Origin of the sequence: Anabaena sp. UHCC 0399 (assembly GCF_034931465.1) — a bacterium.
Classification (GTDB): Bacteria; Cyanobacteriota; Cyanobacteriia; order Cyanobacteriales; family Nostocaceae; genus Trichormus; species Trichormus minutissimus.
This window is the reverse complement of the sequence record NZ_JAYGGZ010000052.1, coordinates 36,987-51,891: the sequence shown is the minus strand read 5'-3', so window position 1 is coordinate 51,891 and position 14,905 is coordinate 36,987. Positions and strand designations below refer to the sequence as shown.

Annotated in this window: 14 protein-coding genes; 6 read left to right on the top strand and 8 right to left on the bottom strand. The window is 39.1% G+C overall.

What is annotated here, in order from left to right; genetic code table 11:
• Nucleotides 1–39 precede the first annotated feature (39 nt).
• The gene (locus VB693_RS23330; RefSeq protein ID WP_323268339.1) at nt 40–1,233 is read right to left on the bottom strand and encodes an ABC exporter membrane fusion protein; all 1,194 of its coding nucleotides are present in this window, start codon (nt 1,231–1,233) and stop codon (nt 40–42) included.
• A 129-nt stretch (nt 1,234–1,362) separates the two neighbouring features.
• Between VB693_RS23330 and VB693_RS23325 the strand changes: the two genes are divergently transcribed.
• Nucleotides 1,363–1,908: a PadR family transcriptional regulator gene (locus VB693_RS23325; protein WP_323268338.1), complete on the top strand. Its 546-nt coding sequence runs from the start codon at nt 1,363–1,365 to the stop codon at nt 1,906–1,908.
• A 972-nt stretch (nt 1,909–2,880) separates the two neighbouring features.
• Nucleotides 2,881–3,303, top strand: coding sequence for a hypothetical protein (locus tag VB693_RS23320; RefSeq protein WP_190706656.1), 423 nt, complete (start codon nt 2,881–2,883; stop codon nt 3,301–3,303).
• Between the two features lie 258 nt (nt 3,304–3,561).
• Here the strand turns inward: VB693_RS23320 and VB693_RS23315 are convergent, their stop codons facing one another.
• Entirely contained in the window at nt 3,562–4,365 is an 804-nt protein-coding gene (locus tag VB693_RS23315) for an SDR family oxidoreductase (protein ID WP_323268337.1), read from the bottom strand.
• Between the two features lie 458 nt (nt 4,366–4,823).
• Here VB693_RS23315 and VB693_RS23310 point away from each other — a divergent pair, with 458 nt between their 5' ends.
• Nucleotides 4,824–5,618 (top strand): Rpn family recombination-promoting nuclease/putative transposase, encoded by a 795-nt coding sequence (locus VB693_RS23310; protein ID WP_323268336.1) that lies wholly within the window; start codon nt 4,824–4,826, stop codon nt 5,616–5,618.
• Nucleotides 5,619–5,626: 8 nt separating this feature from the next.
• Here VB693_RS23310 and dnaG read toward each other — a convergent pair whose 3' ends face one another.
• Entirely contained in the window at nt 5,627–7,558 is a 1,932-nt protein-coding gene (gene dnaG / locus VB693_RS23305) for a DNA primase (protein WP_323268335.1), read from the bottom strand.
• Nucleotides 7,559–7,762: 204 nt separating this feature from the next.
• Here dnaG and VB693_RS23300 point away from each other — a divergent pair, with 204 nt between their 5' ends.
• Complete coding sequence (locus VB693_RS23300) at nt 7,763–9,130, top strand: N-acetylmuramoyl-L-alanine amidase (protein WP_323268334.1); 1,368 nt, start codon at nt 7,763–7,765, stop codon at nt 9,128–9,130.
• Between the two features lie 118 nt (nt 9,131–9,248).
• Here the strand turns inward: VB693_RS23300 and VB693_RS23295 are convergent, their stop codons facing one another.
• The 3 genes from VB693_RS23295 to VB693_RS23285 all read right to left on the bottom strand — a co-directional run bounded on the left by VB693_RS23295 (nt 9,249) and on the right by VB693_RS23285 (nt 11,715).
• On the bottom strand, nt 9,249–10,271 hold the full coding sequence (locus tag VB693_RS23295) for a tetratricopeptide repeat protein (protein WP_323268333.1): 1,023 nt from the start codon (nt 10,269–10,271) through the stop codon (nt 9,249–9,251).
• A gap of 162 nt (nt 10,272–10,433) precedes the next feature.
• A complete protein-coding gene (locus VB693_RS23290) occupies nt 10,434–11,207 on the bottom strand; it encodes a hypothetical protein (protein ID WP_323268332.1) in 774 nt (257 codons plus the stop codon).
• Nucleotides 11,208–11,307: 100 nt separating this feature from the next.
• The gene (locus VB693_RS23285; RefSeq protein ID WP_190706675.1) at nt 11,308–11,715 is read right to left on the bottom strand and encodes a hypothetical protein; all 408 of its coding nucleotides are present in this window, start codon (nt 11,713–11,715) and stop codon (nt 11,308–11,310) included.
• A 63-nt stretch (nt 11,716–11,778) separates the two neighbouring features.
• On the opposite strand from VB693_RS23285, the gene VB693_RS23280 reads away from it, so the two are divergent.
• The gene (locus VB693_RS23280; RefSeq protein WP_323268331.1) at nt 11,779–12,444 is read left to right on the top strand and encodes a class I SAM-dependent methyltransferase; all 666 of its coding nucleotides are present in this window, start codon (nt 11,779–11,781) and stop codon (nt 12,442–12,444) included.
• Between the two features lie 492 nt (nt 12,445–12,936).
• The gene (locus VB693_RS23275; RefSeq protein WP_323268330.1) at nt 12,937–13,818 is read left to right on the top strand and encodes a 2OG-Fe(II) oxygenase; all 882 of its coding nucleotides are present in this window, start codon (nt 12,937–12,939) and stop codon (nt 13,816–13,818) included.
• A gap of 105 nt (nt 13,819–13,923) precedes the next feature.
• On the opposite strand, the gene VB693_RS23270 is transcribed toward VB693_RS23275, so the two are convergent.
• Nucleotides 13,924–14,340, bottom strand: coding sequence for an alr0857 family protein (locus VB693_RS23270; protein WP_323268329.1), 417 nt, complete (start codon nt 14,338–14,340; stop codon nt 13,924–13,926).
• A 16-nt stretch (nt 14,341–14,356) separates the two neighbouring features.
• On the bottom strand, nt 14,357–14,890 hold the full coding sequence (locus VB693_RS23265; protein ID WP_323268340.1) for an HNH endonuclease: 534 nt from the start codon (nt 14,888–14,890) through the stop codon (nt 14,357–14,359).
• Between the last annotated feature and the right edge of the window lie 15 nt (nt 14,891–14,905).

The window sequence follows — 14,905 nt, the reverse complement described above, 5'->3', positions numbered from 1 at the left end:
CCTAAAGGAATTTTGCGTTTAAACATAATTAGTTACTCCCTACTCCCCAGTCATCGCAACTCTAACTTTAGAATTTGTTAAACCCTCTACCTTTTGACTCGACTCTGGGGTGAGGCGGATTTTAACTTCTACTACTCGTGAATCAATATCGGCTGCGGGGTCGGTGCTGAGTACGTCTTTTTTGGCTATCAGTAAGCCAATGTCATCTACTGTCCCTTCTAGTTTTCCTGGGAAGTTAAGTTGGGTGATAGTTGCACTTTGTCCGATTTTGACGCGATTGATGTCAACTTCATAAACTTCTGCAACGACATACATTTGATTAGTCTGTCCGATTTCTACAATCCCTTTGTCGCTGACTACTTCCCCACCCCAAGTCTGAATTTTGAGGATTTGACCGACTTTAGGCGATTTAACATAAGCTAAATCTAAGTTAGCTTGAGCTTCTTGTACGGCGGCTTTGGCATTTTCTACTTCTGCTTGTGCGGCTTGCACATCAGTGGGACGCACCTCTGCAATCTTTTCTAAAGTGGCTTTTGCTTGTTTGAGTCTTTCTTTGAGGGTTTCTGATGTTTGAGTCCGGTTAGCCACAGCCTCCTGTAAACGCTCTTGTGCTGTTTCTAGGGTTAATTTTTTGCTATCTCTCATAGAAGCAGAAACAGCACCTGTTTTTTGCAGATATTGGTAACGCTGATATTCTATTTCAGCATTTCTAACTTCGGCTTCTAAGCGTTTGACGGTCGCGACTCTAGCAACTACTTCTTGACGCAGTTTGGCTTCTAATTCAGATATTGTGGCTTGTTGAGCAGCAAGTTCTCCCTGTTTTGCCCCAGCTTTTACCTGTGCTAATTGTGATTGGGCAACTTTAACCTGTTGTTTGGCTCTATTTAAAGCCGCCAGCCGAATATCCCGATTATCTAGAATAGCAATGATTTGACCTTTCTGAATGCGATCGCCCTGTTTCACCAAAAGTTCTGCTACGCGATTACTACCAGCTGTCTGCGAAACCGATACTTGTATCACTTCCCCTTGGGGTTCTATCCGACCTAAAGCTGTCACTGCTTTCATTACAGGACGACTGACAACGGAAGTAGCTTTTTCCCCAGAATTTCCCGCACTGGACAAAAAATACCATGAACTCGCACCACTAGCCACAGCTAAAGCCACAGCACCCACAATCAGAGTTCTATTGGGATACTTAAAATTCCTAACTCTATCTGGATGAAGGTTTTGCATAAAGTCACCGCCGGAGTTGGAGCAATTAAATTTACTGTATACAACATTTATTACTAAATGAGCTTTATTCAACTTGTTGTATACATTTTCTAGTGTACACTTAAGAAAATATCTGTCAAGTAATTCCCTATGGGTTTATCGCAAGCAATTCTGACCTGTTTAATTGATGCTCCTCACAGTGGTTATGATCTGTCTAAGGTTTTTAGTGAATATGTAGGTTATTTTTGGCAAGCTTCCCAGCAACAAATTTACAGAGAACTAGGGAAACTGGAGTCCACAGGCTTGGTTGTGTCCGAAATTATTCCCCGTGAAGGTCGCCTAGACAAGAAAATTTACTCAATCACAGAACAGGGGAAGCAGCATTTAGTGGAATGGATGCACAAACCCAGTGAACCTGATGTCATTAGAGAAGATATATTAGTGAAGATTTTTGCTGGTAGTTTAGTACCAGTTGGTGTGCTGATAGAAGATGTAGAACGTCATCGGAGAGTTCATATAGACAAATTATCGACATATCGACAAATGGAGCAAGAAAAATGTCCTCCATCAAAAGTATTAATTAAGGAAGATAAACTAAGAAATTTAGTTTTAAAAGCAGGTATGAGATATGAACAAAATTGGATAGATTGGTGTGAGGAAACACTTGAATTATTAAAAAATCTACCCCCAGATTGAAGCAGATTTAGATGGTGTGGATTAAGCATCTATTTTTTAATAAAAAAATAGCATTTATAACTTAATTTATAAAAATTGTGAGACTGCATAAACCCAGTTTCTCCAATAGATTGGGTTTACGCAATCTCAAATATGATTGGAAATCGCTACATAAATAAAACCCCGGAATTTTTCCAGGGCTGTCCTCGTGAACCACCATTTAATTTTTATCCAATTACTCCAGAAATGATGAAAATTATCTAGACATAATTCTCTTATTTATGTCTCAATAATCAGGTGATCTAAACTACTTTGTTCGTTAGGTGGTAAGCTTAGAAATATATGGAATTAATCTAAATACAGAAAAATATACCCAGGGTTAAAGTAATTTTTAAATAATTATTTCCAGACATATTTCAGGTTTTTATGTCTAAGGAATCAATCTTCAGCACTTGCTTTATTCAACATATTAATCAAGAATGAAATCAGCCTCTAGCAATATAGCAGGCCATCTTGGTAATAACCTAACCTTATCCAATGTCCGTAGTCCGCGCAAGCGGACTTTTTTTATATCAACTATTATGTCTAAAACTTTGATGTTTTAGCCTTGATTAAATGAATTATCTAGGAGATAATCAAAACGCTATCTGACATAATTGTTAATTACAAAGGTAGCAATTAGCCCTTGTAGTTAGTCCGCCAAAGCGGACTTTATTTATACTTTTTATAGATTGTCATTGTTGTTATATCAAAAAACATAGATGTATCAATTCACTCCGGACTAGCTTAAAAAAGGTAGCAGGGTATATTCATGTTTCATCTTTAGTTGTGAATTTTTTTTCATGAGGATTTGGATTAAAAATACTACTTCCAACAATATCAATGTAGATACCTCAATACCTATTGTTATATGTTCTGGTGTAGGTAGTTCATGCCAACTACTTATAGTCTAGTTAGAATAACTAAATGTAGAGTATTATTGGAGATAAAACTGTGGATAATTTAGGTAAAAAGAGATTGGAAACTGTGTTAGCAATTACCACTTACGCCATTGGTAGTGGTACGGCTTCAGTTACACCTACACCAGGTGGAGAAATTCCCAAACAGTTAATATTAACTACTTCCGATATCCTTATGTACACTGCTATTTGGAAGATTTACTTTGAAGAAGACTTATCAAGTAAGGGACTGATAGAAATCTTGGCAGAATTGGGTTTAGTGACATTTGGTGCTACGGGAACAGCTTATGTAGTGAGCAAAGCAACTACAGGAATTTTAAAAGAAATTACTAACTGGACTGGCCCTGTGGGATGGGGTTTTACATCTGCGATCGCAGGTTCTTTAAGCGGTTTATTTGGTGCTATTTGGGCAATATATTGTGATTACCTTTATTCTCGAAGAGAGCAGCCAGTTTAATTGATTAGTGTCCTATAGGTTTCGATAAGTTTAATTGGGAAATAGCTAATAGGTGAACTATCGACAGTTTATACATAAAACTGGAAATATATCAGATACGAATACAACAACTGATTCAGTTGTACAATAATTCCCTATTTCTCACTTGAACTTATCAACTAGCTATAAAAATAGTATCCAGGCATCAATTCTCATCCCTTGATTTTCAATAAATGGCAGTTGCATTTAAGGAATTATTGCTGAGAAAAAACAATAAATCTAATTATTTTCCTGCATTTTTCTGACTATTTTAGTTACTATCTTTCTGGGTATGAATCTTACCAGTTTGGCTAGTATTTTATTTTCTAGCCCAGGAATAACAATAGTTTTACCCTTCATTAAACCACGATAACCAATCTCTGCTACTGTTTGAGCATCCATCATATTTTTTTTCTTGATCAGCTTCGAGTCTGCCATTCCGGTTCTTTCATGAAAAGCTGATTCCGTTGTTCCTGGACACATAACTGTCACACTCACACCTGTACCTTCTAATTCATTAGCAAGTGCTTCGGAGAAAGATAAAACATAGGCTTTAGTCGCAAAATAAACTGCCATTAAAGGGCCTGGTTGAAAAGCAGCAGATGACGCGACATTTAATATTTTACCCTCACCTTGCTTGACCATACTTTTCAAAAATAATTTAGTTAAATGGGTAAGACATACTAAATTCACCTGGAGCATTTCCAGTTCATCATTAAGGCTTGTTTCATTAAACAATCCATAAGTGCCAAATCCCACATTATTGACGAGTACATCAACATTAATGCTCTCCTGCTGCAACTCTGTAAAAATTTCTTCAGGAGAGGTTGAACGAGATAAATCTTTACTAATAATTTTGAGAGAAATATTAAATTTTTCTTGAAATTCAGTAGCAATTTCTGTGAGTTTTAACTGATTTCTATCTACTAGTACAAGGTTGTAATTATCATGGGCAAAAATACGTGCTAGTTCGTAACCAATGCCGCTAGCTGCACCAGTAATCAGAGCAGTTTTCTTGTAGGACTGATCGTGTGGTTTATTCATATGTAATGTTATTGCAAGTAATAGTAATAGATTTTCTACTTAGTGTTTAAGTAATTCTTACTTAAGATATATACTTACCAATTGATATTTCTTAAATAAGATCAAACCCTACAACAGTATATTTAAAGTATTGCCATAATTCTGTATTAAGATATGCCAGTTGTAAAATTTCTCAGAGCAAATTTGAATAGCTTAGATTGTTTGATCCAGTTTATATTTTTGTAGCGATTTACCATGCTTTGTAGTGACGTATAATAGCACAATACATTTCAGATAAGCCCAAAACTTTCATATATAGGCGCAATTTATCACGTCTTTTAGTGGGTTTAAAATAAACCTAAATCTACATATTTTGCTCAAAAATACCCCAGATTACTTAAAATTATCACTCTTGACAGAGTGTACCTAAACCTGGAAATATGCAACCTATATGCAAAAAATATATTCGTAAAACTTTCGTGAAAACAGACAGCATATTTTACCGATTGTTCCAAAGTTTCCCCGGTATTTTCTTTGAACTTATCGACCAGTCTCCAACAATAGCAAATATCTATCAATTTTCGTCAGTTGAAGTCAAGCAACTAGCATTTCGTATTGATGGGGTATTTCTCCCCAACAACAATACATTACCTATTTATTTTGTTGAAGTTCAATTCCAACCAGACAAAAAAATATATTCACGGTTCTTTACAGAAATTTTTCTGTATCTGGATAAAACCGAATTGCTCAATAATTGGCAAGGAGTAATTGTTTATCCTAGTAAAAGTATTGATATAGGAGAAACAGAAAGATATATTGAATTACTGACATCGCAACGAGTAAAACGTGTCTATCTTGATGAGTTAGACTCAACAGATGAACAGTCGATTGGTATAGAGACAGTCAAGTTAGTCATTGAACCAGAAACCACTGCGGGGATGAAAGCCAGGGAGTTAATAGTCCTTGCTCGACAACAAATAAAAGATGAAATTACCCAACGAGACATTATACAATTAATAGAGACGATAATTATCTATAAATTTCCTAAAGTTAGTAGAAAGGAGATTGAGCAAATGTTAGGTTTAAGCGATTTAAAACAAACTAAAGTTTATCAAGAAGGCAAACAAGAAGGCAAACAAGAAGGTAAACTTGAGACTGTACCCTTTATGCTCAGTTTAGGTGCAACAGTAGAGCAAATAGCAGAGCAACTAGGCTTAGATATTGAACAAGTTAGACAAGTAGCTCAAAGCCAGCAATCACAGCAGCAAAAATAATCAATTGATTACAACAATTCTGTAATAGAAAACTGTCGTTGACGGTCTAATTCTTGCAGCTTCAATTTTTCGGTATAAAAAGCTTGATAATAAGACTGCCATTTTTCTGGTTCAGCTTCTGGATCTGTTGTTTCCCACAGTTCCAAAAAGTGGCGATAACGCTTTTCTCTTAGCACTCGTTCCATACAAGCGATCGCAGCTTGCACAACTTGAGGAGTACGCATGATCTCTTTCTTCCCTTTCTCATTGAGATGAAACAGATGAGAGATGATTGCTATATCTTCAGATAATTCTAAATATCTGTCTTGCAAACTAGAGATTAAATCTACCTGTTCCTCCATTAACTCTAAAATCTTTTGCCACAAAAATCGATGGTGAGAAAGGCTAAATTCTAAATCTCGCTCTTCTAAAGCTGCAACAATAGCTTGACGCTGTTCAGCACAATGTAAGTAAATTCCTAGTAACAAGGCTTCTGCTTGTTCTAGAAGGCTGCGGTCTTTGGGAATTAGGGATTGGGGACTGGGTACTAGAGAAAGTTTGCCCCCATTACCCGTTCTTTTGATAGCTACAGGCTGAGAATATTTAGCTATAGATGGAGTGATTTGAGTTAAAAGATTTTCGACTCTTAGAGGTTTAAGCCTATCATCTCCTAAAGAAAGTATTTCAGCACAGTGATCTATGTAATAGTCGCGTGTATCAAGATTGTTGATATTTTGCAGTAATTTAACAATTTGTTGTGTAACTTGTTGAAAATCTGTAGCCTGTTTTAAGTTACGGTCTTGAATAATTTGCTGAATCTGCCAATCTATCCACAGAGGCGCATTGACTAATAATTGTTCATAATCTTCAGGGTTATGGGAACGTAAATACTCATCAGCATCTTTGCCATCGGGAATATTGAGAATTTTCAGCTGAACTTCACCCTTGTAAGCTAAATCAGCTATTTCCCCAATAGCTCGTTCTGCCGCATTTGTTCCTGCTTTATCAGCATCAAAATTGAGTACCAATTGTTTCGAGTCAGTGTAGCGCAACATCAGCCTGACTTGTTCCAAACTCAATGCTGTACCGAGGGAGGCAACAGCATTATTAATACCCGCAGCGTGGAGAGCGATCGCATCAAAATATCCCTCCACTACCACCGCTTGATCAAGTTGGGAAATCCCAGCTTTGGCTTGATCTAAGGCGAATAAAGTTCTCCCCTTATTAAATAATTCTGTTTCTGGGGAATTTAAATACTTTGGTTGCTCGTCACTCAAAGTTCTACCACCAAAGGCAATCACTCGTCCTTGCACATCACGAATCGGAATCATCAGGCGATCGCGAAATACATCATAATACCCGCCGCCTTCCTTCCGGGGTTTAATCAAACCTGCCTTTTCCACCAACTGCACCGGATAGTGCTTATCTTCTACCAAATAGCGGTGCAGAGTTTCCCAACCGGGAGGGGCATAACCCAAGCCAAACTGCTGGATTGTAGCTTCATTGAAAAGGCGATCGCTGCGTAAATACTTGAGTGCCGATTGTCCTTGAGATTGACGCAAGGCGTGTTGATAAAACTGTGCGGCTGAAGCCAGAACCTCATACAACTGTTCCCGCAAAGATATCTGACGCTGTAACTCTTGGCGTTGTTCTGGTTCGAGGGTTTTGACAGGCACTTGGTAACGCCGTGCTAAATCTAACACCACCTCAGAAAAGGAGTGCTTACCCAAATCCATCAAAAATTTAATTGCATTACCCCCAGCTTGACAGCCAAAGCAATAATACATTTGCTTAGTTTGGCTGACAGTAAAACTAGGACTTTTCTCATCATGGAAAGGACATAAACCGACGAAATCCTTACCACGTTTGCGTAATACCACATATTCTGATACAACATCCACAATATCAGCACGATGTTTAATTTCTTCAATTGTGTCTGGGTGTAAGCGCGGAATTTGCATATTAGTTAATGGTCATTAATCATTAGTGAATAGTCATGAATTTTTCTTCTCTGCCCCTCTGCTCCCCTCGTTCTTCCCCAACTTGGGAGAAATAGCAAAATATCAATGATTAATCACATCTGATAGATATTATATTGTTGTTGCCAAATGAAGAATATTGTATAGAATTGCTAGTCTTAATTTTATTCAGAGGAATTACGGTAAATGGGGCGTATCTTTATTTCAGCAGCCCACGGAGGCCAAGAAGCGGGAGGGATAGATCCAGGTTCGATCGCTGGCGGGACTACAGAAGCGAAGGAAATGATTTTGCTGCGCGATTTGATTGTAACAGAACTGCGATCGCGGAGTTTTGAAGTGTTATCTGTTCCTGATGATCTCAGTGCTGCGGGTACTATTGCCTGGATTAATTCTCGCGGTCGTCGTGGTGATGTGGCTCTAGAAATCCATGCTGATGCTGCTAGTAGTCCGGTTGTAAGGGGGGCTAGTGTTTTTCACATTGCCAGTAATAATGAGCGCAAGAATAACGGCGAACTACTGCTAGTGGGACTGTTGCGCCGTGTTCCTCAACTGCCAAACCGAGGTGTAAAACCAGATACCGAGAGTGGTTTAGGGAGTTTAGCCTTTTGTCGGCAAATTGCGATCGCCTCTTTATTGCTACAAGTAGGGTTTATCAGCAATCCAGAGGATCGGGCTTTGCTGCAAAATCGCCGCCGAGATTTCGCTTTGGGCATTGCCGATGGTTTAGCATCTTGGAGTCGTGTTATTGACCCCACCCCAGGCACTCCCCCAGATCCCAATTATCCCCCAATCAACATCAACATTAACGGGCAAACCTACGCAGAGCAAGGAGTTTTAGTCAATGGTAATGCTTATATTCCCATTGATTTAGTAGATCGGCTGCGAATTGACTTGTCAAAATCACCCAATGTCAATCGGATTACCTATCGCAAAGTGGTGTATCTCAAAGCTGTAGAATTGCGCGATTTTAATATTGCTGTTGGTTGGGATGCAACTACTCGTACTGTCACTTTGCGCTCAAATTTGGTGATTTGCCCTGGTCAATTTGACAGAATTATGGCGAATGGCAACACTTCAGAAGTTGAGATGCAACTCTTCTTAAGAAACAACAATGAAAATGCCCTCAATAAGTTTCCTGACATACCAAAACTCTATCGAGAAGAAGGAGCTTCAGAAGGAGTTAATTATGACATTGCCTTCTGTCAGATGTGCCTAGAAACAGGATTTCTGCGCTTTGGCGGAGACTTAAGACCTGAGCAAAATAACTTTGCGGGTTTAGGATCTATTGGTGGTGGTGCTGAAGCCGCCTCTTTTCCTAGTGCCAGAATTGGAGTCAGGGCGCACATTCAACATCTCAAAGCCTACGCCAGCCTAGAACCTCTAGTGAATGAGGTTGTCGATCCTCGATTTCGTTTTGTTACACGTGGCGTAGCCCCACTCATTGAACAACTCTCAGGACGCTGGTCAGCAGATTTAGAGTACGGTACAAAAATTACCGCCATGCTCAAACGCCTATATGATTCAGCTGGATTTCTGAATGCTAATAGAGTTTAGAAATTGGGCAGTGAGCGAGTAAAGGAGTGAAGGATAATAACTAATGACTTACTACTAAGCACTCACTACTCACTACTCACTACTCACTACTCACTACTCAGCACTCAGCACTCACCATTCATAGCGCATCTATAAACTGCTTTACCTTGTCTTGGATAGTCGCATCTGCGATTTGCTCTGCTAATTGCTGGGCATTTTGATAACAAACTCGCGCTAAACTTTTACGTTTTGTTTTGGCGTACAGGCTACCCATGTTGAGCAAAGTAGCAATTTCACCGACAGAATCACCCTGTTGTTGATAAATCTCCACAGCTTGCCTGTAGAATTTTAGGGCTTTGCGGTGAATATCTAGGTGGTTGTAGATATAACCGATGTTGTTGAGGGTATTCGCCTCGCCAGAGCGATCGCCCATAGTACGACGTGATAAAAGCACTTGATGATAAAGCAATAATGCTTGTTTGGGTTGTCCTATATCTATATAAATAGAAGCAATATTGTTTAAGGTAATCGCTTCACCAACAGCATTTTTCGTAGCCTTTTGAATTGGTAGTGCTGCTTGTAGAAATTCTAGAGCTTTTTCATGATCGCCTAAAATACTGTAAGCAAATCCAATGCCATTGAGGGTTGTCGCTTCACCAGAAAAGTCTCCCAGTAATCGACGCATTGCTAAAATTTGATTTTGTAGTAATAAAGCCCGTTTGGGTTCACCTAATCTGATATAAATCAGTGCTACATCATTGAGAGTAGAAACTTCCCCAAGGGTGTCTTGCACTTCTCGAAAAATTTGTGCGGCTTTCTCTAGATACTCCAACGCCTGGGAAAGTTTTCCTATCCGACTATAAGTAGAGCCTACATTACTGAGTGCTGTTGCTTCTGCTTGCAAGTTACCAAGCTCAACCGCAACAGCTAAAGCCTGCTTAAAAGCATCTAATGCTTGTTGCATCTGACAACAACCCAGATAAGCTAAACCAATGTCATTTAATGTATGCCCTTCTCTGGCTCGATCGGAAATGGCTCTGGCTAAATGTAAATTTTCCTTGACTAAATCGAGATATTCTGGAAATTTTCCCTGCTTATAGTAGCCATTGGCTGTATCACGACGTTCTTCCCACTCTTTGGCTTGATTGCAAGATTGCGTCATTTGACCTCAGTTGCACTGCAAATAAATTGGCGGGTTATTCTTGGACTTCTAGCGAGAGCAAGTAGCCCAAGTTAAGTTTAGGTTAACCTTTATTTTCTACCTTTAGGTACAAGACGTAAAGAAATAGGTGTGGTAGATTTAACCCGCTATCAGCAGTATTAGTTAAGCTGTCTTAAAAAATCGAATGATTTCGCGGACATGATCCAAAAATTGCCCATCGGTGGAAAGTTGCGCGATCGCATTGCGTGCTTCCTTAGCTAATTTTTCATGTTCGGTTTGATTGGTAGCACGTAATTCCTCTAAGTTAGCAGCTATTCTAGCTAAGTCTTTGCGGGTTTCATCAGCAAAACGTTGTTGAGTAGCTGGTAAGGAATAAGGTTGTTCTGGGTTGAGTTGGTCTTCTAAAACTTGGACTTTTTGCTCAAATTCGTAGAAGCGATTGCGGAGTTCGACAATATCTTCACGGGGATATTTCCACTCTTGGCTAATCATCGTCAGCCTGGCGTATAAATATTCATAAGCGCGGATAGCTGGACGCAAGATAGTTAATAACAAAGCCGCACCAGAACTGATATAACCTACAGCACTAATACCCGTGGCGGCGAGGGTATAAAGACCAATAGTTGAAACTAAGTGTAAAGCTAAAGCAGCCCAGAGCGATCGCTTGGCTAAAATTTTGACATACTTAACTTGTCTTTCGTCTACAGGTATTTCTTTTTCAATTGACTGTGCGGCTTCCGCTAAAACTTGCTTGGCTTGAAAATGGATATTCCAAGGGACAGTGACAATCACCAACAACCACCAAAAACTTGCACCCCCAATTACCCAGTCGAGGAAATTACCGGCTGGGACATGAAACCATTGCAGCACGCCAAAACCTAGCAGCACTACAGCCACAATCCCGACAATCGAACTAATAAAAAAATTGAAATACATATATAGCCCTGATCTTGGTAAAACTATCACCTCAATCATGGCTAGACTATGGCATTTCTACGGAAAACTTTGTGATGCTTTTTCTAGCTGCATACATTATCTACGGGATGAGATAGCTACGCCAAACTGTTTGGGTGTCTTGACTACTCTTACTTGGTGACAGCAATCGCCAAGTTTTACCTTCTTGTTGAATCTGTAAGTAAATTTCAAACGGTTGTTGCAGTTTTGTCAACTGTCTCTTGGGTAGCTGAAAAATTAAGTCGTAGTTTCCCAACACTCGGAAAGCCGGTAAATTTTCAATCGTCAAAGGTTGTTCCTGGCGAATTTTCAGGTGTTTAATTTCAAACCTTTGGAACTTAAGATCCAACTGCTGATTGAGTTGCTCTTGGGTTTGTTCTAGCTGGAGTGCGATCGCTTTCTGCACTAACTCACTAGTTGGTAACAATCCAATATTGCCACAACCCACTAATAGCATCAGCAAAACCACCGTTACAACGAACCGCACCATGTTAATTCTTATATAGTTTCAGCGATAGTATAGCGGGAGATACCTAAAACTCCCTCATATATTATGTCATCACAAACTATTGGTCTTAATCAAGAACTTTACACCTACCTACTGGCTAATTCTGTGCGAGAACCGGAAATTCTCCAAAAATTACGCCAAGAAACAGCTAATCATCCCCACTCTGTCATGCAGATTTCTCCAGAACAGGGACAATTTATGAGCCTGCTAGTGCAGTTAATGAGCGCAAAAAAAACCTTAGAAATAGGCGTATTTACTGGCTATAGTTCCCTTTCTGTCGCCTTATCGTTACCTAGTGATGGTCAGTTAATTGCTTGTGATCTCAGTGAGGAATTTACAGCCATTGCCAAGCGTTATTGGCAAGCAGCAGGAGTTGCGGATAAAATTGACTTGCGATTAGCACCAGCAGTAGAAACTTTAGATACCCTATTAGCAGAAGGACAAGCAGCAACTTTTGATTTTGCTTTTATTGACGCAGATAAAGAAAATTACCTCAATTATTACGAACGGGCTTTGCAATTAATCCGTCCTGGTGGATTGATCGCCATTGACAACGTTTTATGGTCTGGAAGAGTTGCCGATCCGCAAATCCAAAACCCTAGTACGCAAGCTATCCGTAACTTCAATCAAAAGTTACATGATGATGAACGAGTCACAATTTCTCTTGTGCCAATAGGCGATGGCCTAACTTTAGCACTCAAGCGCAGTTAATAGAGATGTAAATATTAAGTAGATGAGGCAAAAAGCGGTGTGAAGATTCCTCCCGCTTTATTGCCGTAACACAACGGCAATAAAGCGGGAGGATTTGAGCGTTAGAGACAGTAGAAATTAGCCATCACACAATACCATTCTGCGTTGCATTACTCGTTGCTTTAAAGCAACCTACAATTTAAGGTTTATTTTATAAATAATCTCTGACTACAAACTTGTTCAATAATATCTGCCAGATGTGCAATTTCACTCTAAATCTATAACTAAAGTCAGATATTTAGTCTCTCCCAATGACAGTATTTTTATAAGGCTTCATGATTACCAAAATATCATTGCGTCTTGTTGCGCGATGGTGTTCCGCCCAGTATAGCTGATGACCGACCGTCGGTGGGAGACATTGCCAATTTATACAAAATTATATTTCTCTAACTTATTGTTAAAAATTTTCAGATGCAAGTAATTTAAAATTAATTAGTGTAGGAACAAAATTTAATGTTGAGATTATTCCCCAGAATCCAAAATAAACTATTAAGAAATTTCATAAGATTTCCTTTAATAAGATATCATGCTGATCTTGCTTATCAAACAGATATAAAAGAACATCTTCCCTATTTACCGATTCTTTCAAGCCATGATTTAAATATAGTAAAAGCAATAAAAACTCAAGGAATAGCAATTACATCTTTAGATGAATTAGGTATTTCATCTAATCTCCAAATTCTCCAATTAGCACAAAAATTATTACCCAATATTAAATCTAATATTGCTGTACAAAAAAATGGATTTGTGGTTCATGCTAATGCTGAACAAATGATTGAGTATCCAGAAATATTCTTGTGGGGATTAGAACAAAGATTGTTAAATATTATTGAAAATTATCTTGGTTTACCAGTAGCCTATCATGGTGCATATTTTCGTAGGGATATTGCTAATCAGTTAGAAACAGGATCAAGACTTTGGCATATAGATACAGAAGACCGACAAGTTATAAAAATAATACTTTATATCAATAATGTGGATGAAGAGACCGGGCCATTTCAGTACCTGCCTCAACCTTTAACAACAGAAGTGGCTAAATCTTTAAATTACACATCTGGCTATCTTACAGATAAAACAATGCAAAAGGTGATATCTCCAAAACAATATCAATCATGTGTAGGGGCTGCTGGTACAGTAATTTTTGCAGCCACTGGCAGTATTTTTCATCGCGGTAAGCCACCAAGCAATTCAGATAGATTTGCCATTTTCTTTGATTACACTTCTCATAGAAAAAAATATTTATACTATAATACTTCGCCTTTAACTAATGAGTTTTTAGTCAAATATTATAACCATCTTTCAGAGCAACAAAAAAAATATATTTATTGGCAATAAAAAAGGAATTGGGCATTAGAAAAAATTATCCCTAATCCCCATTTCCCATTCCCCAGGAGTTATTTAATTAATTTTGACTTTTGACTTGATTTGTCCCCAATCCCCTCATTCACTCATCACAGAGGCGCAGGCTTGCGCTGCCTGCCAGAGTTTCTGTACAAATAGTTCTGTGCGTGAAGCAAAGCTGTCGCCATTAGGCGAATCGCTGATTACGGTCACAAACACACCGTCTGCATCTTCAGAACCATCTGATAACCAAGAACCCCGCAGGGTAATTTCCACATACTCAGCATCACCAGTTGACACATCAATAATTTCACTGTCAGCAAATCTGGATTCAGCCTTGAGTGCTTCAATTCCTGGCAAATCCGCAGGTAGCAAAAAGGAAGCAGTGCTGGGTTCAACGCATAAAGCTTGACCAACCCGTAGTGCTAAAATTACTCGTTTTTGTACCCATTCTTCTAGCGATAAGGCAAGATATTCCAAATAAAAACTGCTTTCGGTGTAAGTTAATTTCAGCATTCCTTATGCTCTCCTGCTATTCCAGGTTTGCTTGCACATCTATCCAAAATTCTGTGGCACTTTCTCGCCAAGTTTCACTAAATCCAAAGGCTACAGCCGGGTGAATTGGTGGTTTTGGTTTAGTCCGCAACTGCATACCCACCTCAACCGGAGTGCGGTCGCCTTTTCGAGAGTTACACCTTTCACAAGCTGCAACCACATTATCCCAAGTGTGAGAACCACCCCTAGAACGGGGAATCACATGGTCTAGTGTTAAACGCTTATTGCTACCGCAATATTGGCAGCTGTGATGGTCTCTACGCATAACCTCCCGCCGATTCACAGGGGGAACTTTCCATGTCCGTTCAATCGCAGCAATTTTTAGGCGAATATATTTTGGGACATCAACTATCAAGCTGGGTGAGTGAACTCGCCACCCACCTTCTGTAGAACCAAGCAAAGGTTCGGCTTTATTGGTAATTAACAGCACAATAGCCCGCTTAATATTAACCCGGCACAGTGGTAAGTAGTTTTGCGAAAAAACCACCACGAATTGCTCTAATCTTGGCATCGCGTTAGCGTAGCT